This is a genomic window from Aeromicrobium sp. JP4 (genome assembly GCF_054957925.1).
Map to the genome: position 1 here is coordinate 2,463,046 of NZ_CM143290.1, position 20,026 is coordinate 2,483,071.

Below are 20,026 nucleotides of genomic sequence, written 5' to 3' on the forward strand. Positions count from 1 at the left end.
TTCCACTTCTACTTATGTCGGAGACACGCACCCATGGCCAAGTCCATCGCATTCAACGAAGAAGCCCGGCGCGGGCTCGAGCGGGGCATGAACCAGCTCGCCGACGCCGTCAAGGTCACCCTCGGCCCCAAGGGCCGGAACGTCGTCCTGGAGAAGAAGTGGGGAGCCCCCACGATCACGAACGACGGCGTCTCCATCGCCAAGGAGATCGAGCTCGAGGATCCCTACGAGAAGATCGGTGCCGAGCTCGTCAAGGAGGTCGCCAAGAAGACCGACGACGTCGCGGGTGACGGCACCACCACCGCCACCGTCCTGGCCCAGGCGCTCGTGCGCGAGGGTCTGCGCAACGTCGCCGCCGGCGCCAACCCGATGGGCCTGAAGAAGGGCATCGAGATCGCCGTCGAGGCCATCAGCGAGCAGCTGCTCGCCATGGCGAAGGACGTCGAGACCAAGGAGCAGATCGCCTCCACCGCCTCCATCTCCGCCGCTGACACCACGGTCGGCGAGATCATCGCCGAGGCGATGGACAAGGTCGGCAAGGAAGGCGTCATCACCGTCGAGGAGTCGAACACGTTCGGCCTCGACCTCGAGCTGACCGAGGGCATGCGCTTCGACAAGGGTCACCTGTCGGGCTACATGGTCACCGACCCCGAGCGCATGGAGACCGTGCTCGAGGATCCGTACATCCTGATCGTCAACAGCAAGATCACCACCGTCAAGGACATGGTCCCGGTGCTGGAGAAGGTCATGCAGACCGGCAAGCCGCTGGCCATCATCGCCGAGGACGTCGAGGGCGAGGCGCTGGCCACCCTCATCGTCAACAAGCTGAAGGGCACCTTCAAGTCCGTCGCCATCAAGGCGCCCGGCTTCGGTGACCGTCGCAAGGCGATGCTGACCGACATCGCGATCCTCACCGGTGGCGAGGTCATCAGCGAGGAGGTCGGCCTCAAGCTCGAGAACGCCGACCTGACGCTGCTCGGCACCGCGCGCAAGGTCGTCACGACCAAGGACGAGACCACCATCGTCGAGGGTGGCGGCGACGAGGCCCAGATCCAGGGCCGCGTGGCGCAGATCAAGGCCGAGATCGAGAACAGCGACTCGGACTACGACCGCGAGAAGCTCCAGGAGCGCCTCGCCAAGCTGGCCGGCGGCGTGGCCGTCATCAAGGTCGGCGCGGCCACCGAGGTCGAGCTCAAGGAGCGCAAGCACCGCATCGAGGACGCCGTCCGCAACGCCAAGGCGGCCGTCGAGGAGGGCATCGTCCCCGGCGGCGGTGTCGCGCTCGTCCAGGCCAGCAAGGCCGCGTTCGAGAAGCTCGAGCTCGAGGGTGACGAGGCCACCGGCGCGAACATCGTCCGCGTCGCCACCTCGGCCCCGCTGAAGCAGATCGCCATCAACGCCGGCCTCGAGGGCGGCGTCGTGGCGGAGAAGGTCGCCAACCTCGAGCAGGGCCAGGGCCTCAACGCGGCCACCGGCGAGTACGTCGACATGATCGCGACCGGCATCATCGATCCGGCCAAGGTCACGCGCTCGGCGCTGCAGAACGCCGCGTCGATCGCCGCGCTGTTCCTGACCACCGAGGCCGTCGTGGCCGACAAGCCGGAGCCCGCGGGCGCGGCCGGCGCGCCCGACATGGGCGACATGGGTGGCATGGGCGGCATGGGCTTCTGATCCCAGCTGTTCCACGGGACCCCGGCACCTCACAGGTGCCGGGGTTCCGTGCGTCCGGGGGTGCGAGGATGTCCGGCGTGACCTCCTGGCTCGACCTGTCCCGGACCGACGACGCGATGACGCCCGACCACCGGGACCGGCTCGTGGCCGCCGGCGTGGACCCCGCCCGCCTCGACGCGCTCGACTGGCGGCGGATGGACGGGCCGCTGCCCTCCTGGTGGAACGACCTCGGCAACGCGCTGTACGCGGCGCCCGGGGCGCGGCTGCCCGACCACGTCGTCGCGGCGCTGACCACCTTCTACTTCCAGGACGCGCTGATCGTGGTCGGTGCGCCGATGGACCACCTGACGTCGCTGCTCGTCGGCGGGAACGAGGCGACCGTCTTCCTCGACGAGCGCGTCGTGCTCACGGCGGGGGAGCTGTACTGCGGTCCGGGCTCCTCGATCGTCCTGCACGGGCCCCTCGTGGCCACCCGGTCGCCCGTCGTCGACGCGCGCAACGGCGGCCGTGTCGTGGCCGCGGGCGACCAGCTGTGGGCGGCCGGGGTCTACATCGCCACCGACGACATGCACCGGCTCGAGGACGCGGTCACGGGGGAGCGGATCAACCCCTTCGGCGCCACGATCCGCATCGGTCACCACGTGTGGCTGTGCCGTGAGTCGGTCGTCTCGGGCCACGTCGAGATCGGCGACCACGTCTGCGTCGGTCTGAGGGCCGTCGTGCGGGGTCAGAAAGTGCCTCCGAACGTGGTGGTGGCGGGGTCACCGGGACGTGTGGTGCGTGAGGGAACCACGTGGTCGTTCGACGACGCCCCATGAGCCCAAAAAATCGCCTCTGATGCTGGAAACTTCAAGTTACCCCTGAGGCTTGTGCGCGAATCGATGCGTTCGCCTGCACGGATCGCGACAAACCGCAGTCTGGGGAAATGTGACGTGCGCTACATGCGGGAATTTGCAGAATGCCCTGACACACGTCCCGGCATGGCCTACTTTCGAGGGGAAAGACAGGGGCATCGCGTCATTCGGTGGCCGTCGGAGGGGGAATCCGGCGGAGGGAGACATCGGGTGCGGGGGAACCGGGCCGGGGGGCTGGCCTACGGGCTTGTATCGGCACCACTCAACGACGCTCTTGGCTGAGTACGCAGACACGACGGCACGTGTGCCGCGGTGAGGCGGAGGGGTCCGCAGCACGTCACCGCAGGTGCGCATTGGGGAGTTGGCATGACTTCAGCGATCGACGGGCGCGATGAAACCGTCCTTCCGCTGCGCCTGGTGGAGCCCATCACCAGCGACCCCGGCACCGGATCACCTTCGGTCCACCGGGAACTCACGGCGATGCCCACGGGGCGTTCGTCACTGGAAGCACTCGTCCGCCAGGGACTCGTCGGGCACCTCGTCGTGCTCGCGGGAACGATCGTCGCCGGCCTCGTCGTCGGCATGGCGCCCGGGGCCCTCACGGCCCTGTCCGCCGGCGTCGTCCTGTGGCTCGGCTTCAGCCTCGCCGCGCTGCCGGCCTACGAGCGGGCGGGTTCGCTGCGTCCGGCCAAGCGACTGATCGCGGTCCTCGCGCTCGGTGCGCTGGCCACCCTCGTCCTGTCCGACGTCGTCTCGGCCGAGCTGCGCGCCGCCGTGGTCGTCCTGAGCGTGACCGCCTCGCTGATCGTGGCCTCCGCGCTCGTGCACCGCACGGCGCTGCGCCGGGTGCCCACGCTGCTGGTGGGTCCCGCCGACGCGGTCAACCGGCTCGCGGCCCGCTGGGAGGACCGTCACGACCTCGTCGTCGTCGGGCGCTGCACGTGGGACTCCACGCAGCCGCTGGGCAGCGCCACGGTGAACTCCGTGGTCCGCGACGTCCCGAAGCTGCTGCGCACCGTCCACGGGGCGCGGGTGGTCATCACGGCCGACCAGGCCCTGGGCGACCCGTCGCTGCGTCACCTCGCGTGGGGCCTGCAGCGGGCCGAGATCGAGTGCCTCGTGCTGACCGACATGAACGACTACGTCGAGTTCGTGCGGCCCACCCGGGTCGGCGACCAGCTGGCGCTGGCCCTGGACCCGCCGAACAGCCACCTCGTGGGCCAGGCGATCAAGGCCTTCTTCGACCGTGCGTTCGCGGTGCTGGCGATCATGTTCGGCGCGCCGCTGATGGCGCTCATCGCGCTGGGCATCCGCCTGGACACGCGGGGGCCGATCATCTACCGGCAGGAGCGCACGGGCAAGGACGGCGTGCCGTTCACGATCTTCAAGTTCCGCACGATGGTGGTGGACGCCGACCAGCGGGTCGAGGACCTGCGTGAGCTCAACGAGGGTGCGGGCCCGTTGTTCAAGATGGCCCAGGACCCCCGGGTCACCCGGGTCGGCCGCATGCTGCGCCAGACGTCGCTCGACGAGCTGCCCCAGCTGTTCAACGTGCTGCTCGGCGACATGGCGCTGGTGGGCCCCCGCCCGGCCATCGAGAGCGAGACGTCGCAGTACAGCCAGTGGGTGTGGCGCCGGCTGCACGTCAAGCCCGGCATGACCGGCCTGTGGCAGGTCAGCGGCCGCTCGAACCTCTCGTGGGACGAGTCGATCCGTCTCGACCTGATGTACGTCAACAACTGGAACCTGCGGATGGACCTGACGATCCTGCTCAAGACCGTCGGCGTGGTCCTCGGTCGCAAGGGCGCCTGGTAGGACACGAGCCCCCCGGCAGAACGGCCGCCGCCCCTCGGGGCGACGGCCGTTCTTGTGCGTGCGGGGCGGGTGCGCCGGTCAGTGCTCGGTGATGGTGCCCGCGCCGACCGTGCGGTTCGTGGCCTCGTCGATGAGGATGAACGACCCCGACTGCCGGTTCCGCTGGTAGGGATCGACCATCAGCGGCTGCGTCGTGCGCAGCACCACGCGACCGATCGCGTTGAGCCCGAGGCTGCCCGGCGCCTGGTTGCGGTGCAGCGTGTTCACGTCGAGCTCGTACTTGATCTCCTTGACCAGCGCGCGGGCCGACCGGGTGGTGTGCTTGATCGCGTACTTGCCGCCGACGGTCATCGCGTCGCTGTCCATCCAGCAGACCATCGCGTCGAGATCCTGCGTGACGACCGGCTGGTTGTTGGGGCGCACGATCATGTCGCCGCGCGACACGTCGACCTCGTCCTCGAGGCGCACGGTGACCGACATCGGCGCGAACGCCTCGGCCAGCTCGCCCTGGGCGGTGTCGATCGCCTTGATCCGGCTGGGCAGCCCGCTGGGCAGCACCAGTACCTCGTCGCCGGGGCGCATGACGCCGCTGACGACCTGGCCCGCGAACGCGCGGTAGTCGCCCTGGCCGTTCTGGGGACGGATGACGTACTGCACCGGGAACCGCACGTCGACGAGGTTGCGGTCGCTCGCGATGTAGACGTTCTCCAGGTGGTGCAGCAGCGACGGCCCCTCGAACCAGTCCATCTCGGCCGAGCGCGAGACGACGTTGTCGCCCGTGAGCGCCGAGAGCGGGATCGTCGTGACGTCGGTGAACTCCAGGCGCGCGGCGAAGTCGACGAACTCGTCGCTGATGCGCTTGTAGACGTCCTCGGACCAGTCGACGAGGTCCATCTTGTTGATCGCCAGCACGACGTGCGGCACGCGCAGCAGCGACACGAGCGTGGCGTGGCGGCGGCTCTGCTCCTGCAGGCCCTTGCGGGCGTCCACGAGGATGATCGCGAGGTCGGCGGTGGAGGCGCCCGTCACCATGTTGCGCGTGTACTGGATGTGCCCGGGCGTGTCCGCGATGATGAACTTGCGCTTCGGCGTCGAGAAGTAGCGGTAGGCCACGTCGATCGTGATGCCCTGCTCGCGCTCGGCGCGCAGGCCGTCGGTGAGCAGCGCCAGGTCGGTGTACTCGTCGCCACGCTGGGCGCTCGTGGCCTCCACGGCCTCGAGCTGGTCGGTGAAGATCGACTTGCTGTCGAACAGCAGCCGGCCGATGAGGGTGCTCTTGCCGTCGTCGACCGAGCCGGCCGTGGCGAATCGCAGGATGTCCATCAGAAGTAGCCCTCCTTCTTGCGATCCTCCATCGCAGCCTCACTGACCTTGTCGTCGCCGCGGGTGGCGCCGCGCTCGGTGATGCGCGTGGCGGCGACCTCGGCCACCACCTCGTCCGGCGTGGTGGCGGTCGAGGGGACCGCCGCGGTCAGGGTGGCGTCGCCGACGGTGCGGTAGCGGACCGACTCGACGAACACCTCCTCGTCGTCGCGCGGCTGGCAGTGCTGGTTGATCGTGAAGTACATGCCGCCGCGCAGGAAGACCTCGCGCTTCTGGGCGTAGTAGATGTCGGGCAGCTCGATGTTCTCGCGGGCGATGTACTGCCAGATGTCCAGCTCGGTCCAGTTCGACAGCGGGAAGCAGCGGATGCTCTCGCCCGGATGGATGCGGCCGTTGTAGAGCGACCACAGCTCGGGGCGCTGGTTCTTGGGGTCCCACTGCCCGAAGTCGTCGCGGAAGGAGAACACGCGCTCCTTGGCGCGGGCCTTCTCCTCGTCGCGCCGGGCGCCGCCGAACAGGGCGCTGAGGCCGTGCTGCTCGGTGGTGCGGATCAGGACGGGCGTCTGGATGCGGTTGCGCGAGCCGTTCGGCTCCTCGCGCACGAAGCCCTCGTCGATCGCGTCCTGGACCGAGCCGACGATCAGCCGGACGCCGAGCTGCTCCACCACGCGGTCGCGGAACTCGAGGACCTCGTCGAAGTTGTGCCCGGTGTCGATGTGCACCACCGGGAACGGAATCGGGCCGGGCGCGAAGGCGCGCACCGCGAGGTTGAGCATCACGACCGAGTCCTTGCCGCCGGAGAACAGCAGGGCGGGCCGCTCGTTCTCCGCGACGAGCTCGCGGATGATGTAGATCGCCTCGGCCTCGAGATGGTCGAGCTGGCTCATGCCGTAGCGACGCGACTCACGCGTGTCGGTCATCGACGTGTTCCTCCCCATGGGGTCGAGCGGTGCTGCGGGGACGCGGCCGCTGGGCATTCTCGTGCGGCCGACAGCAGGCATCGGCTGTGCCACAATCGTCGCCCATGGACCCGTGGCTCCCCGGACGCGACCACTTCGTGGACAGTGCGGGCCCCGGGTGAGCGCCGACGCGGTGCTGCGAGGCCACCAGCTCGACGGGCTCGAGCTGATCCTCGGCGGGTTCCTCGACGCGGTCGACGGCTACTGCCTGCCCGGACGGGTCCCGGCGGACTGGCCGCTGGAGGCCAACCTCGCGGTCCCGGCCGACGCGGCCCGCGAGGCCGTGGCCCAGGGGTCGCTCACCCTGACCGATCCCGACAACACGCCGCTGGCAGTGCTCGTGCTGACCGACACGCGCCCCCGCGACGACGGCACCACGTGGGTGGCGGGCCGGCTGCGGGCCGTGCGGGCCGCCGAGCACCCTCCGGCCCGCGGGTCCCGCCTGGTCGTGCCGGTGAACCTGGGCGACCACGTCGTGGCGCTCTTCGGTGGGCGGGTCGGCGCTGCCGACGTGCTGCGCGCCGTGGACCTCGCGGCGGGCCGCCCGCTCGCCCTGGTCGGCGTCGGCGACGACGCCTGGGCCGGCGACATGGCCCTCATGGAGGAGCTGCGCCGCTGCGCCGAGCAGGTCCCGAACGCCGCGGCCTGGTACCTCCCGGCTCCCGCCGTCAGCGAGACCACGACCTCGCAGGAGGTGCTCGCGATCGCCCTGCGCTCCCTCGGGGTCCGGGACCCGCTGGACTTCCGCAGGCCCGGCGCGAGGGAGGCCCGCGGTGCCGTGCTGCTGCTCACGGGGCTGTCCGGCGCCGGCAAGTCGACCGTGGGGCGTGCCGTGGTGGAGGCGGTCATCGCCCGCGGCCTGGCGCCCGCGGTCCTGCTCGACGGCGACGACGTGCGTCGTGAGCTGTCCGACGGGCTCGGGTTCAGCCGCGAGGACCGCGCCAGGAACCTGACCCGGATCGCGTGGGTCGGTGCCCGGGTGGCCGAGGCCGGCGGCCTGGCCGTGTGCGCCCCCATCGCTCCCTTCGCCTCGGTGCGTCGGGCGATGCGCGAGCGCGTCGAGCCGCGCTCGCAGTTCCTGGTCGTCCACGTGGCCACGCCGCTGGTCGTCGCCGAGGCCCGCGATCGCAAGGGCCTCTACGCCAAGGCGCGCGCCGGCCTCATCCGCGACTTCACCGGGATCGACTCGCCGTACGAGCGCCCCCACGACGCAGACCTCACGATCGACACGTCGCTCATGGGGGTGGGGGAGTGCGTCGAGGCCGTGGTGGGCCTCTTGCGGGAGAGAGGCGTCGTCGCCGGGTCGTGACGGGGGTGGCGGCCGCTCCGTGTGACCTGGTTCACACCCCCCGCTAGGATTCACCCCATGCCGCCGGGGCCCACCGAATCGCCCTTCGCCGTACCGCCGGGAGTCGATCCCGACGCGTTGGCGCGGGCGCTGCACGACGCCCACGACTCCTTCCTGTCCACGGGAGCCGTCGACGGCCCTGTCCGGTCGGTGGTCAGCGAGTCGTGGCGGCGCAGCCTGCTCGGCGGGCTCGACCCCGAGCGCGCCCTCGCGGCGATCACGCTGGACTCCTCCCGGCTGGAGGAGATCCGTCGCGACCACCCGCTGGCCGCCGGGATGCCCGTCGTGCGGCGGCTGCTGGTCGAGAGTGCGGCCGACGCCGGCCTGCTGGTCGCCGTGAGCGACGCCGCGGGCCAGCTGCTGTGGGTCGAGGGGGCGGCGCAGCTGCGCCGGATGGCCGAGGAGATGAACTTCGTTCCGGGCGCCGACTGGAGCGAGGCCAGTGCCGGCACCAACGCCCCGGGCACGGCGCTCGCGCTCGATCGCGCCGTCTCGCTGCTGGGGCCCGAGCACCTCGCCCGTCAGGTCACGCCCTGGAGCTGCTCGGCCGCGCCGGTGCACGACCCCGACACGGGAGCCGTCCTCGGGGTCATCGACCTCACCGGGGGCGCCGAGGTCGCGAGCGCGACGAGCCTGGGACTGGTGCGCGCCACGGCGGCGGCGGTCGAGGCCGAGCTGCGCCTGGAACGGGTCCGCGGCGCGGCGGCGTCACGCACGAGTCCCAGCCCCGGCGCGAGGCGCCCGCGGATCGACGTGCTGGGCGTCCGTGGGGCGCTGCTGCACCACGGGACGACCACCACCCGGCTCAGCGCCCGCCACAGTGAGATCGCGCTGCTCGTGGCCGCGGCCGACCGCGGCCTGACCACCGCCGAGCTGGCGGTCGCGCTCAGCGACGACGAGCTGCCCGAGGTGACGATCCGCGCCGAGCTGTCCCGGCTGCGTCAGGTCCTCGGCGGCGTGCGCCTGGAGTCGCGGCCGTATCGGTTCGCCGGGGCGGTGGACACCGATGCCCAGCGGATCCGCGACGACCTCGCCGCCGGTCGGCTGCGCCAGGCCGTCGCGCGCTACCGCGGGCCGATCCTGCCCGACTCGCAGGCGCCCGCGGTGGTGGCGGCCCGCGACGACCTGCACCAGCTGGTGCGCTCGCACCTGCTCGTCTGCGACGACCCCGACGCGCTGCTCCCGTTCGCCGACACCGGGCACGGCCGTGACGACTTCGAGGTCTGGGAGCGCATCGCCCGCGTCCTGCCCGAGTCCTCACCCCGTTTCGCGCAGGTCGCCGACCATCTCGAGCGGCTCGACGCCGAGCTCGGCTGACCGGACGTACGTTCACGCAACGTTGCGCTGCCTACCGTCGGGCCATGCGGTGTGAGCCCCCTCACATCCGTCCCCCGACGAAGGAGTCATCACTATGGCCGTCTACGCAGCGCCCGGCACCGAGGGCAGCGTCGTCTCCTACAAGCCGCGCTACGACCACTGGATCGGCGGCGAGTACGTCGCCCCTGCCAAGGGCCAGTACTTCGAGAACGTCTCCCCGGTCAACGGCCAGGTGTTCTGCGAGGTCGCCCGAGGAACCGCCGAGGACATCGAGGCCGCGCTGGACGCCGCCCACGCGGCCGCGCCGGCATGGGGCAAGACGTCCACGACCGAGCGGGCGATCATCCTCAACAAGATCGCCGACCGCATCGAGGAGAACCTCGAGATGCTGGCCGTCGGCGAGACCTGGGACAACGGCAAGCCCGTCCGCGAGACGATGGCCGCCGACCTGCTGCTCGCGGTGGACCACTTCCGGTACTTCGCCGGCTGCATCCGCGCCCAGGAGGGCTCGATCAGCCAGATCGACGAGGACACGGTCGCGTACCACTTCCACGAGCCGCTCGGCGTCGTCGGCCAGATCATCCCGTGGAACTTCCCGCTGCTGATGGCCGTGTGGAAGCTCGCTCCGGCGCTCGCGGCCGGCAACGCGATCGTCCTCAAGCCCGCCGAGCAGACGCCGGCGTCCATCATGCTGCTGATGGAGCTGATCGCCGACCTGCTTCCCCCGGGCGTCCTCAACGTGGTCAACGGCTTCGGTGCCGAGGCCGGCGCCCCGCTGGCGGCCAGCAGCCGCATCCGCAAGATCGCGTTCACCGGCGAGACGACCACGGGCCGGCTCATCATGCAGAACGCGGCGCAGAACCTCATCCCCGTCACCCTCGAGCTGGGCGGCAAGAGCCCGAACATCTTCTTCGAGGACGTCGCGAGCGCGGACGACGCGTTCTACGACAAGGCGCTCGAGGGATTCACGATGTTCGCCCTCAACCAGGGCGAGGTCTGCACGTGCCCCAGCCGCGCGCTCGTCCAGAACTCGATCCTCGAGCAGTTCCTGCCCGCAGCGACCGAGCGCACCAAGGCGATCAAGCAGGGCAACCCGCTGGACACCGAGACGATGATCGGCGCGCAGGCGAGCAACGACCAGCTCGAGAAGATCCTGTCCTATATCCAGATCGGCGTGGAGGAGGGAGCCCGCATCATCACCGGCGGCGAGCGCGTCGACCTCGGCGGCGACCTGTCGGGCGGCTACTACGTGGCGCCGACGATCTTCCAGGGCCACAACAAGATGCGCATCTTCCAGGAGGAGATCTTCGGCCCGGTCGTCTCGGTGACCGGCTTCGACGACTTCGACGACGCGATGGGCATCGCCAACGACACCCTCTACGGTCTCGGCGCCGGCGTGTGGAGCCGCGACACCAGCACCGCCTACCGCGCGGGCCGGACGATCGAGGCCGGCCGCGTCTGGACGAACTGCTACCACCAGTACCCCGCGCACGCGGCGTTCGGCGGCTACAAGAACTCCGGGATCGGGCGCGAGAACCACCGCCAGATGCTCGACCACTACCAGCAGACGAAGAACCTCCTCGTCAGCTACTCGCCCAACGCTCTCGGCTTCTTCTGATCCCCATGGAGACCGAGATGTCACCCGAGCCCGTCGGGTCCTCCCTCCCGACGGCCCGGGTGGCCGTGACCCCGGAGGCGGCGGAGCTGCTCCGCCGCCTCCGGGCCGATCACGACCAGCCGTTGATGTTCCACCAGTCCGGCGGCTGCTGCGACGGGTCGGCGCCGATGTGCTACACCCAGGGCACGCTGCTGATCGGTGGTGCCGACGTGCTCCTGGGCGAGCTGGACGCGGGCACGCCCGAGCCGGTCCCGGTGTGGATCTCGGCGGCGCAGTTCGCCTACTGGTCGCACACCCACATCACGATCGACGTCGTTCCCGGCCGCGGTGCCGGCTTCTCGATCGAGGGGCCGACGGGGCACCGCTTCATCATCCGGTCGCGGGTGTTCACCGAGGGCGAGACGTCCGGGATGGTCCCGGTGGTCCGAGGTGATGCGACGGCCTGAGACCGCCCGCTCGGGGGACCCGACGGGACCATGAACGACCACCCGTTCGAGGCATCTTCCCCACTGGCCCCACGGGGCACAGCGCTCCCACGACGAGAGCATGAGGAAACCCTCAGATGCACGGAATCTGACTGTTACGCTCTCCCGCATGGGTGACTTGGGTTACAAACTGAAGGTTCTGCGCCGCATTGGCGTCATCAAGGCGCTGCCGCCTCACAAGCTGATCGGTGCCGCGCGCGTGCTCAAGAAGTGGGGTCCGGGGCTGCCGTCCGGCATCAACGCCGCGGCCAAGCGCTACCCCAAGCAGATCGCGATCATCGACGACGCCGGCGAGATCACCTACGAGGACCTCGTCACGCAGGTCAACCAGTTCACCGAGGTGCTGCGCGAGCGCGGCATCGAGCCCGGTGACTCGGTCGCGGTCCTGTCGCGCAACCACCGCTACCTCGTCATCGCCCTCATCGCCGTCGTGCAGCTGGGCGGCCGCGTCCTGCTGCTCAACACGATGTCCAGCCGCGCCCAGCTGACCGACCTGGCCGAGCGCGAGGGCGCCGAGCTGCTCATCCTCGACCAGGAGTTCCTGCCGCTCGTCGAGGACGTCCGGCGCAGCCGCCTCATGCTGGCCTGGGCCGATGCCGACGCACCCTCGGACCTGCCCTCGATCGAGTCCTCCACGGTCGGCAAGCCGTCCGGCGACCAGCCCGTCCCCTCGCGGCACGGCGAGATGATCATCTTCACCTCCGGCACGACGGGCCTGCCCAAGGGCGCGAAGCGCAAGGAGCCCGAGGACCTCAAGCCGCTGCTGGCGTACTTCGGGGCGATCCCGTACCAGAGCAACTCGGTCGTCTCGATCGCCGCGCCGCTGTTCCACTCGTGGGGCCTGATCAACCTGGGCTTCGGCCTGTCGACGTGCCCCACGTTCGTCCTGCGCCGCAAGTTCATCCCCGAGCAGACCCTGCGCGACATCGAGAAGTACAAGGTCCGCGTCCTCGTGGTCGTGCCCCTCATGCTCCAGCGCATGGTCAAGGCCGACCCGCGGGTGGTCAAGGAGACCGACGTGTCCAGCCTGCAGATCACCGCCTCCAGCGGCTCGGCCCTGGCCGGCGACCTGGCGCTGCACTTCATGGACATGTACACCGACTCGATCTACAACTTCTACGGTGCCACCGAGACCAGCTGGATCACGATCGCCGACCCGAAGGACCTGCGCGCCGCGCCGGGCACCGCGGGCCGGGTCCCGTGGCGCACGACGGTCAAGATCCTCGACCACGACGGCAACGAGGTGCCCCAGGGCGACATCGGCGTCATCCACGTGGTCAACGACATGCCGTTCGGCGGCTACACCGACGGCCGCAACAAGTCGTTCCACTCGGGCCTGATGGACTCGGGCGACCTCGGCTACTTCGACGAGGAGGGTCGCCTCTTCGTCGCCGGCCGCGACGACGACATGATCATCTCCGGCGGTGAGAACGTCTTCCCGCGCGAGCTCGAGGACTGCCTCGTCGAGCACCCCGAGGTGGCCGACGTGGTCGTCACCGGCATCGCCGACCCCGAGTGGGGTCAGCGCCTGGCCGCCTACGTGGTGCGCAAGGAGGGCAGCGACGTCACCGCCGACGAGCTGGTCGAGTTCGCCAAGGACAACGTCGCCCGCTCCGCCGTGCCGCGCGGTGTCATGTTCCTCGACACCCTGCCGCGCAACCCCACGGGCAAGGTCATGAAGCGGCAGCTGCCCGCCTTCGAGACCACCGCCTGACCCGTGGCACGACCGAGACTTCCCGCCGTCCTGCGACGGCTGGCGGCGATCGGCCGTTCCGTCTCGTCCTCGTCGTCGCCGGCCGCGGGCACCTCGCGTGCCCCAGTCGGCCTCGACACGACGTGGTCCGGCAACCACGACGGTCGCCCCGATCCGGGTGAGATCGTCTGGACCTGGGTGCCGTACGAGGACGACCCGAGCCAGGGCAAGGACCGCCCCGTCCTGCTCATCGGGCGACACCCCGACGCCACCCTCGTCGCACTCCAGCTGACCTCGCGGGACCACGACCGCGACGCGGCGCAGGAGGCGCGTGCGGGCCGCTTCTGGATGGACATCGGGTCGGGCCCCTGGGACGCGCAGCGACGCCCCAGCGAGGTGCGGCTGAACCGGCTCATCCAGGTCCGCGAGCAGGACGTCCGGCGAGAAGGAGCGGTGCTTCCCCGCGAGGTGTACGAGCGCGTGTTGGGAGCTGCGCGACAATACCTGCCATGAACATCGTCGCCGGGATCGACCGCTTCCAGCGGCAGCACCCGGTCCTCGGGTTCCCGATCGCGGTGATCTACAAGTTCTTCGACGACCAGGGCCCGTACCTGGCGGCGATCATGACGTACTACTCGTTCATCGCGATCTTCCCGCTGCTGCTCATCGCCTCGTCGGTGCTGGGCTTCGTGCTCCAGGACGACCCCGACCTCCAGCAGCGCCTGCTCGACACGGCGCTCGCGCAGTTCCCGATCGTCGGCGACGAGCTCGGTCGCCCCGGTGGGCTCACCGGCAGCACCTCGGCGATCGTCGTCGGCTCGCTCGCCGCGCTCTACGGCGCGCTCGGCGTGGGCCAGTCCACCCAGAACGCGGCCAACGTGGCGTGGGGCGTGCCGCGCAACAGTCGGCCGAACCCGATCATGATGCGGCTGCGCAGCTTCGTCGTGCTCGGCATCGGCGGCCTGGGCATCGCCGTCGTCGCGATCCTGCAGTCGATCGTGGACAACCCGGAGGTCGTCGGGATCGACCACCTGCCCGACCTCGGCCTGGTCATGCGCGTGGTCGGCTTCCTCGTCTCGTGGGGCATCTTCATCACCGTGTTCAAGCTGGTGAGCCTGCGCCGCGCCTCCTGGCGGTCGGTGCTGCCGGGGTCCCTGTTCTGCGCCCTCGGCTGGCAGGTCCTGCAGTACGTCGGTGACGCCTACGTGCAGGGCGTCATCGCCCGGGCGACCTCGATGAACCAGACCTTCGCCCTCGTCCTCGGCCTCATCGCGCTGCTGTTCCTGCTGACCTCCACGATCGTGCTCGGCCTCCAGATCAACGTCGTGCGCCGCCGTCACCTGTACCCGCGAGCCCTGCTGACGCCGTTCACCGACAACGTCGTCCTGACGGCGGGCGACCGCCGCGCCTACGCGCAGTACGCCCGGATGCAGCGGCACAAGGGCTTCCAGACCATCTCGGTCGACTTCGACGATGAGGCCTGAGCGGCGCGAGCACCGCGGCGGCGCCAGCCGACTAGACTGCAGGGGTCGCACTCCGAGAACGCAAAGGAACGGTCATGCCCACCGGCAAGGTCAAGTGGTACGACCCCGAGAAGGGGTTCGGTTTCCTCAGCCGCGAGGAAGGTGAGGACGTCTACGTCCGCTCCGACGCGCTGCCCGAAGGCGTGACCACGCTGAAGGCCGGCACGCGCGTGGAGTTCGGCATCGCCGCCGGCCGCCGCGGCGACCAGGCCCTCCAGGTGCGCGTGCTCGATCCCACCCCCTCGGTCTCGCAGGCGCAGGCCCACGCGCGGCGCAAGTCGCCCGAGGAGATGGTCGTCATCGTCGAGGACCTCGTGAACCTGCTCGACGGCCTCGGTGAGGGCTACCGTCACGGCCGCCACCCCGAGGGCAAGCGCGCCCGCCAGGTCGCGCAGCTGCTGCGCCGCCTCGCCGCGGACCTCGACGCCTGACGCGTGACCGGAGCTCTCGAGGGCTTCGCGGTCATCGGCGCGTTGATCGGTGTGGGATACCTCCTCGCCGCGACGCGGGTGCTCGACGAGTCCAGCCAGGTGGTGCTCGCGCGACTCGTCTACTACGTCGCCACGCCCGCCCTGCTGATCGAGATCCTCGGCTCCACGGACCTGGCCACCGTCTTCGGGCCGTGGTTCCTCGTGGCCGCGATCGGCGTGGTGGCGGTGCTGCTGGTCTACGTGCCGTGGGCGCGGTGGCGGGGTCATTCCGGCAAGCACGTCGTGGTGGGCGGTCTCGCCTCCTCGTTCGCGAACTCGGGCTACCTGGGCCTGCCGATCGCGGCGTACGTCGCCGGTGACGTGGCCTTCGCGCTGCCCACGATCATGCTGCAGCTCATGGTCATGACGCCCGTGGCGGTCACGCTCCTCAGCATGGAGGAGGGGCGCCGGGTGACCCCGTGGGGGTTCGTGCGAGCGGGCCTGAGCAACCCCGTCTCGATCGCGGCGATCCTGGGCGTCGCCCTGTCGCTCGCCCACGTCGACCTGCCGCGGTTCGTCGACGAGCCCATCTCGCTGCTGGGCGCCATGGCGATCCCGTCCGCGGTCCTGGCGTTCGGTGTCGCCCTGCGGTTCGGTCCCAGGATCGGTCACGGCAACCGGAGCGAGGTCGCGTTCGTGACGGTCCTGAAGATCCTCTGGCAGCCTCTCGTCACGTATCTCGTGGCCCGGTACGGGCTGGGCCTGGACGCCTACGAGGTCGCCGGCGTCACCGTGATGGCGGCCCTCCCGACGGCCCAGAGCGTCTTCGTCTACGCCGCGCAGTTCGGTCGCGGCGAGGTGCTGGCCCGCGACAGCGTCGTCATCACGACGGTGGTCTCCCTGCCCGTGATGGTCCTGCTGGCGGCGGTCCTGGTCCCCTGAGGCGGACACCGGCGCGCGCGGCACGACCGGGTTGGTCGGGTGTGGCGCGGTGGGGGACAATCGGACCATGAGCACGGCGACCTCTCCTGCACGCGCGGCCCTCGACGACAGTGTCGACGACGGCACGGTCGGCGACCACCTCGGCAGCACCGAGGAGGCGCCCGGTCTGGTGACCGAGCGATTCGCCTGCCTGCTGCCCGGCTACCGCGGCTGGTACTGGGCGGTCAGCGCCTCGGTGCTGGACGACCAGGTGACCATCAACGACATCGTGCTGCTGCCAGGTGACGAGGCCATCGTCGCTCCGGCGTGGACCCCCTACCGCGAGCGCGTCCGTCCCGGCGACCTCGGTCCCGGCGACGTGCTGCCGCCCGAGGAGGACGACATCCGGCTCGTGCCGGCGTGGTCCGCCGGCGACGGTGACGAGACCGGTGTCGTCGACCGCCACTTCGCCCGTGAGATCGGCCTCGGCCGCGAGTGGGTGCTCTCGATCGAGGGCCGCGAGGATGCCGCGGAGCGCTGGTACGAGGGCGAGTCCGGTCCGGACACCCCGATCGCCAAGCAGGCGCCCGGCGTGTGCGGGACGTGCGGCTTCCTGGTCTCGCTGGCCGGCGACCTCTCCGACCGCTTCGGCGTGTGCGCGAACAAGATGGCCAACGCCGACGGCCGCGTCGTCGCCCTCACCCACGGCTGCGGTGCCCACTCGGGCACGCGCCCCAAGCGATCGGCGTCGGCGTCCAAGCTGCCCGACCCGGTGCTGGACTCGACCCGGGCCGAGCTCGAGGAGTTCTGAGCCCGTCGTGCGGGGTGTGATGCGAGGCCGGACGGCCTCAGCTCCGGCGACGGCGTCCGGTGGGGCGCTCCTGGGCAGGGTCCGTGGTTGCGGCCGGTGCGGCCTGCGGCTCGGCCGGCGCCGCGTCGGTCACGATCTCCTCGGGGAGCTCGTCGACGGGGATCACGGTCTGCAGCGGGGCGGTCGCCGCGCGCTCGGCGAGGGCGTCGCGACGGCGCTTGCAGAACTCGATGCCCATGAGGCCCAGACCGAGTCCGGCGAACGCGGTCCACAGCCACCACGTGCGGCCCTGGTCCTGCAGGTTGCCCCAGAACGGCAGCAGCGCGAGCGCCACGACGCCCCAGGCGATCGTGCCGATGGTCATCGTGCGGACGCCGTCGACGTCCATGGGCTCGACCTCGGCGACACGGTGCGTCGTCCTGCCGAACTCCAGCTCCGTGACCTCGGGACGGCCCAAGTCGGGGATGCGGGAACGCTTCTCACGGGCCATGACTCCACGATAACGCGAGCCGTCCAGCCGCAGGAGGCCCTGTGAACCCCCGTCGTCGCCGGCTGCTGATCCCGGGACTGCTCGTCGCCCTGATCGTGGTGGTCGTCGTGACCTCCTTGATCGACCGTGCCGACGCCGCCACCGACGAGCCCGTCGCGGTGCTGGCCGACGCCCGCATCACCGAGTCCAGCGGCCTCGCGGTCAGCTCGGCCCACGACGGACTGGCCTACACCGTCAACGACTCCGGCAACGCCCCCGAGGTGTTCGCCGTCGACCTCTCGAGCGGTGACGTGGTCGGAGTGACCACCCTCCGCGCCGACTTCCGCGACGTGGAGGCGCTGGCCCTGCGCGACGGCACGCTGTGGATCGGCGACGTGGGCGACAACCGCGCCGAGCGCGACGACCTCGCCCTGTACGCGATCGACGAGCCCGGTCGCGCGAGCGCCACGGTCGCTGCGAAGCGGTACCCGGTCGCGCTGGCCGGAGGCCCCGCCGACGTGGAGGCGCTCCTGGCGCCGCCGGACTCGGACCGCCTCCACGTCGTCACCAAGGCGCTCGGTGATGCGGCGGTGATGACGCTCGACACGGGCGACCTCGACCCGAGGTCGACCACCGAGTTCGAGGCCACCGCCTCGGGCCTGCCCGCGCTGGTCACCGACGGCGCGTTCTCGCCCGACGGGAGCCAGGTGGCGCTGGTGTCCTACGGCTCGCTGTGGACGATCGATCCCGCCGACTGGTCCGTCGTCGGCAGCGGCCCGCTTCCTCCGCTCGAGCAGGCCGAGACGGTCGCGTTCGTCGACGACGACGCCGTGCTCGTGGGCACCGAGGGAGCCGACTCGCCGCTGTACCGCCTGGACCTGCCGGTCGCCTCGGCCTCGGCCGGTGGACCCGCGACCGTGGCCACCTCGGTCCCCGATCCGTCGGTGTCGCCCGCGTCGGCCGAGGTCGTGGCGGCGAGCAGCACGGGCGTCGCGGTGGACACCCGCACCGTCGTGCTCGGCGGTCTCGGGGTCGCCGCGCTGGCCGTCCTGCTGGTGGTGGTGGCACTGCGCCGGGGCCCGTCGGGAGGCGCACGCCGGGCGATACGGTGAGCGCATGAAGATCGCTCTCGGAGACAGGTCCCCGCAGGTTCACGAGTCGGCGTTCGTCGCCCCGAACGCCACCCTGGTGGGCTCGGTCGTCCTCGAGGAGGGCTCCAGCGTCTGGTACGGCGCGGTCCTGCGCGCCGACAACGAGCCGATCACCATTGGCCGCGGCAGCAACGTCCAGGACAACTGCGTCTTCCACGTCGACCAGGGCAAGCCGCTGACGCTCGGCGAGGGCGTCTCGGTGGGCCACGGCGCGATCATCCACGGCGCCACCGTCGGCGACCACGTGCTGGTGGGCATGGGCGCCACGATCCTCAACGGCGCCGAGATCGGCGACGAGTGCCTGATCGCCGCGAACGCCCTCGTGCCCCAGGGCGCCGTCATCCCGCCTCGCTCGCTGGTGGCCGGCGTCCCCGGCAAGGTGCGCCGCGAGCTCACCGACGACGAGGTCGCCACCCTGCACCTCAACGCCTCGATCTACGAAGAGCACCGCGAGCTGCACCGCGGCGCCACCGTCGTCGACTGAGGCTGACCGTCAGCCCGCCGCGAGCCGCTCGACCACGTGGTCGATGCACCGCGTGAGGGCAGTGACGTCGTCGGGGTCGATGGCGGGGAACATCGCGATGCGCAGCTGGTTGCGGCCCAGGCCGCGGTAGCCGGCGACGTCGACGATGCCGTTCTCGCGCAGGGCTGCCACCACGTCGGCGGCGTCGACGCCCTCGAGGTCGATCGTGCCCACGACGAGCGAGCGGTCGGCCGGGTCGGGGACGAACGGGGTCGCGTACGAGCTCGCCTCGGCCCAGGCGTAGAGCCGCTGGGACGAGTCGGTCGTGCGCGAGACCGCCCAGTCGAGGCCGCCGTTCGCGTTGAGCCACTGCACCTGCTGGTCCATGAGGAAGAGCGTGGCGACGGCGGGGGTGTTGTAGGTCTGGTCCTTGAGCGAATTGTCGATCGCGACGGGCAGGTCGACGAAGCCGGGGATGTGGCGCCCCGACGCCTTGATGCGGCGGGCGCGCTCGATCGCGGCGGGGGACATGAGCGCGATCCACAGCCCGCCGTCGGACGCGAACCCCTTCTGCGGCGCGAAGTAGTAGACGTCCGACTCGGCCACGTCGACCGGAAGGCCGGCGGCGCCCGACGTGGCGTCGACCAGGACTAGCGCGCCCTCGTCGATGCCGACGGGGCGTCGCAGCGAGGTCATGACGCCGGTCGAGGTCTCGTTGTGCGCCCACGCGTACGTGTCGACGCCGGCGGTGGCGTGGGGCTCAGGGTGGGTCGAGAAGTCCGACTCGATGATCTCGGGGTCGTCCAGGAAGGGTGCCGCGGCGACCGCCCGGGCGAACTTGGTCGTGAACTCGCCGTGCACGAGGTGCTGGCTGCGTCGCTCGACGAGCCCGAACGTGGCGGCGTCGAAGAACGCGTGCGAGCCGCCCACGCCGAGCACGACCTCGTACCCGTCGGGCAGCGAGAACAGGTCGGCGAGGCCGGAGCGGATGCTGCCCACGAGCGACTTCACCGGCGCGGCGCGGTGCGACGTGCCCAGCAGCGTGTCCCCGCTCGCGGCCAGGGCGGCGAGCGCCTCGGGTCGCACCTTCGAGGGACCGGAGCCGAAGCGCCCGTCGCGGGGCAGGAGTTCGTCGGGGATCTGCACGGCGCCATTCTCGCAGGAGCCCGCGGGACGATGCGTTGAACGGTCGCCC

19 protein-coding genes are annotated in these 20,026 nt (G+C 70.8%); 15 read left to right on the forward strand and 4 right to left on the reverse strand.

Features of this window, described 5'->3' with window-relative positions; translation table 11 throughout:
- Positions 1-33 precede the first annotated feature (33 nt).
- The 3 genes from groL to ACY1JX_RS12095 all read left to right on the forward strand — a co-directional run bounded on the left by groL (position 34) and on the right by ACY1JX_RS12095 (position 4,340).
- Positions 34-1,671 carry a chaperonin GroEL gene (groL, locus tag ACY1JX_RS12085; RefSeq protein WP_181752924.1) on the forward strand — a complete coding sequence of 546 codons (1,638 nt, stop codon included), beginning with the start codon at positions 34-36 and terminating at the stop codon, positions 1,669-1,671.
- A 68-nt stretch (positions 1,672-1,739) separates the two neighbouring features.
- A complete protein-coding gene (locus tag ACY1JX_RS12090) occupies positions 1,740-2,489 on the forward strand; it encodes an acyltransferase (protein WP_181752922.1) in 750 nt (249 codons plus the stop codon).
- Between the two features lie 402 nt (positions 2,490-2,891).
- Positions 2,892-4,340 carry a sugar transferase gene (locus ACY1JX_RS12095; protein WP_181752920.1) on the forward strand — a complete coding sequence of 483 codons (1,449 nt, stop codon included), beginning with the start codon at positions 2,892-2,894 and terminating at the stop codon, positions 4,338-4,340.
- A gap of 78 nt (positions 4,341-4,418) precedes the next feature.
- Here ACY1JX_RS12095 and cysN read toward each other — a convergent pair whose 3' ends face one another.
- Positions 4,419-5,663, reverse strand: a complete 1,245-nt coding sequence (cysN, locus tag ACY1JX_RS12100) for a sulfate adenylyltransferase subunit CysN (protein WP_181752918.1) — start codon at positions 5,661-5,663, stop codon at positions 4,419-4,421.
- Entirely contained in the window at positions 5,663-6,583 is a 921-nt protein-coding gene (gene cysD / locus ACY1JX_RS12105) for a sulfate adenylyltransferase subunit CysD (protein ID WP_286931126.1), read from the reverse strand. Before cysD ends, cysN begins: the two co-directional genes overlap by 1 nt.
- 157 nt (positions 6,584-6,740) lie before the next feature.
- Here cysD and cysC point away from each other — a divergent pair, with 157 nt between their 5' ends.
- From cysC to ACY1JX_RS12155, 10 genes are all read left to right on the forward strand, one after another.
- Complete coding sequence (cysC, locus tag ACY1JX_RS12110) at positions 6,741-7,931, forward strand: adenylyl-sulfate kinase (protein WP_286931128.1); 1,191 nt, start codon at positions 6,741-6,743, stop codon at positions 7,929-7,931.
- Between the two features lie 57 nt (positions 7,932-7,988).
- On the forward strand, positions 7,989-9,287 hold the full coding sequence (locus tag ACY1JX_RS12115) for a GAF domain-containing protein (RefSeq protein WP_286931130.1): 1,299 nt from the start codon (positions 7,989-7,991) through the stop codon (positions 9,285-9,287).
- A gap of 94 nt (positions 9,288-9,381) precedes the next feature.
- On the forward strand, positions 9,382-10,905 hold the full coding sequence (gene exaC / locus ACY1JX_RS12120) for an acetaldehyde dehydrogenase ExaC (protein ID WP_462564112.1): 1,524 nt from the start codon (positions 9,382-9,384) through the stop codon (positions 10,903-10,905).
- A 5-nt stretch (positions 10,906-10,910) separates the two neighbouring features.
- Positions 10,911-11,351 (forward strand): DUF779 domain-containing protein, encoded by a 441-nt coding sequence (locus ACY1JX_RS12125; RefSeq protein ID WP_462564113.1) that lies wholly within the window; start codon positions 10,911-10,913, stop codon positions 11,349-11,351.
- 148 nt (positions 11,352-11,499) lie between these two features.
- Positions 11,500-13,104 (forward strand): AMP-binding protein, encoded by a 1,605-nt coding sequence (locus ACY1JX_RS12130; RefSeq protein ID WP_462564114.1) that lies wholly within the window; start codon positions 11,500-11,502, stop codon positions 13,102-13,104.
- A gap of 3 nt (positions 13,105-13,107) precedes the next feature.
- Positions 13,108-13,596 (forward strand): type II toxin-antitoxin system PemK/MazF family toxin, encoded by a 489-nt coding sequence (locus tag ACY1JX_RS12135; RefSeq protein ID WP_462564115.1) that lies wholly within the window; start codon positions 13,108-13,110, stop codon positions 13,594-13,596.
- Positions 13,593-14,567: a YihY/virulence factor BrkB family protein gene (locus ACY1JX_RS12140; protein ID WP_286931137.1), complete on the forward strand. Its 975-nt coding sequence runs from the start codon at positions 13,593-13,595 to the stop codon at positions 14,565-14,567. Before ACY1JX_RS12135 ends, ACY1JX_RS12140 begins: the two co-directional genes overlap by 4 nt.
- 74 nt (positions 14,568-14,641) lie before the next feature.
- Positions 14,642-15,037 (forward strand): cold-shock protein, encoded by a 396-nt coding sequence (locus ACY1JX_RS12145; RefSeq protein ID WP_462564116.1) that lies wholly within the window; start codon positions 14,642-14,644, stop codon positions 15,035-15,037.
- A gap of 3 nt (positions 15,038-15,040) precedes the next feature.
- Complete coding sequence (locus ACY1JX_RS12150) at positions 15,041-15,958, forward strand: AEC family transporter (protein WP_286931141.1); 918 nt, start codon at positions 15,041-15,043, stop codon at positions 15,956-15,958.
- A 67-nt stretch (positions 15,959-16,025) separates the two neighbouring features.
- Positions 16,026-16,748 (forward strand): DUF3027 domain-containing protein, encoded by a 723-nt coding sequence (locus tag ACY1JX_RS12155; protein WP_181752900.1) that lies wholly within the window; start codon positions 16,026-16,028, stop codon positions 16,746-16,748.
- Positions 16,749-16,785: 37 nt separating this feature from the next.
- On the opposite strand, the gene ACY1JX_RS12160 is transcribed toward ACY1JX_RS12155, so the two are convergent.
- On the reverse strand, positions 16,786-17,238 hold the full coding sequence (locus ACY1JX_RS12160) for a hypothetical protein (RefSeq protein ID WP_462564117.1): 453 nt from the start codon (positions 17,236-17,238) through the stop codon (positions 16,786-16,788).
- 41 nt (positions 17,239-17,279) lie between these two features.
- On the opposite strand from ACY1JX_RS12160, the gene ACY1JX_RS12165 reads away from it, so the two are divergent.
- Positions 17,280-18,329, forward strand: a complete 1,050-nt coding sequence (locus ACY1JX_RS12165; RefSeq protein WP_462564118.1) for an SdiA-regulated/phytase-like domain-containing protein — start codon at positions 17,280-17,282, stop codon at positions 18,327-18,329.
- 4 nt (positions 18,330-18,333) lie between these two features.
- The gene (locus ACY1JX_RS12170) at positions 18,334-18,852 is read left to right on the forward strand and encodes a gamma carbonic anhydrase family protein (RefSeq protein ID WP_181752897.1); all 519 of its coding nucleotides are present in this window, start codon (positions 18,334-18,336) and stop codon (positions 18,850-18,852) included.
- 9 nt (positions 18,853-18,861) lie between these two features.
- On the opposite strand, the gene serC is transcribed toward ACY1JX_RS12170, so the two are convergent.
- Positions 18,862-19,977 (reverse strand): phosphoserine transaminase, encoded by a 1,116-nt coding sequence (serC, locus tag ACY1JX_RS12175; RefSeq protein ID WP_462564119.1) that lies wholly within the window; start codon positions 19,975-19,977, stop codon positions 18,862-18,864.
- Between the last annotated feature and the right edge of the window lie 49 nt (positions 19,978-20,026).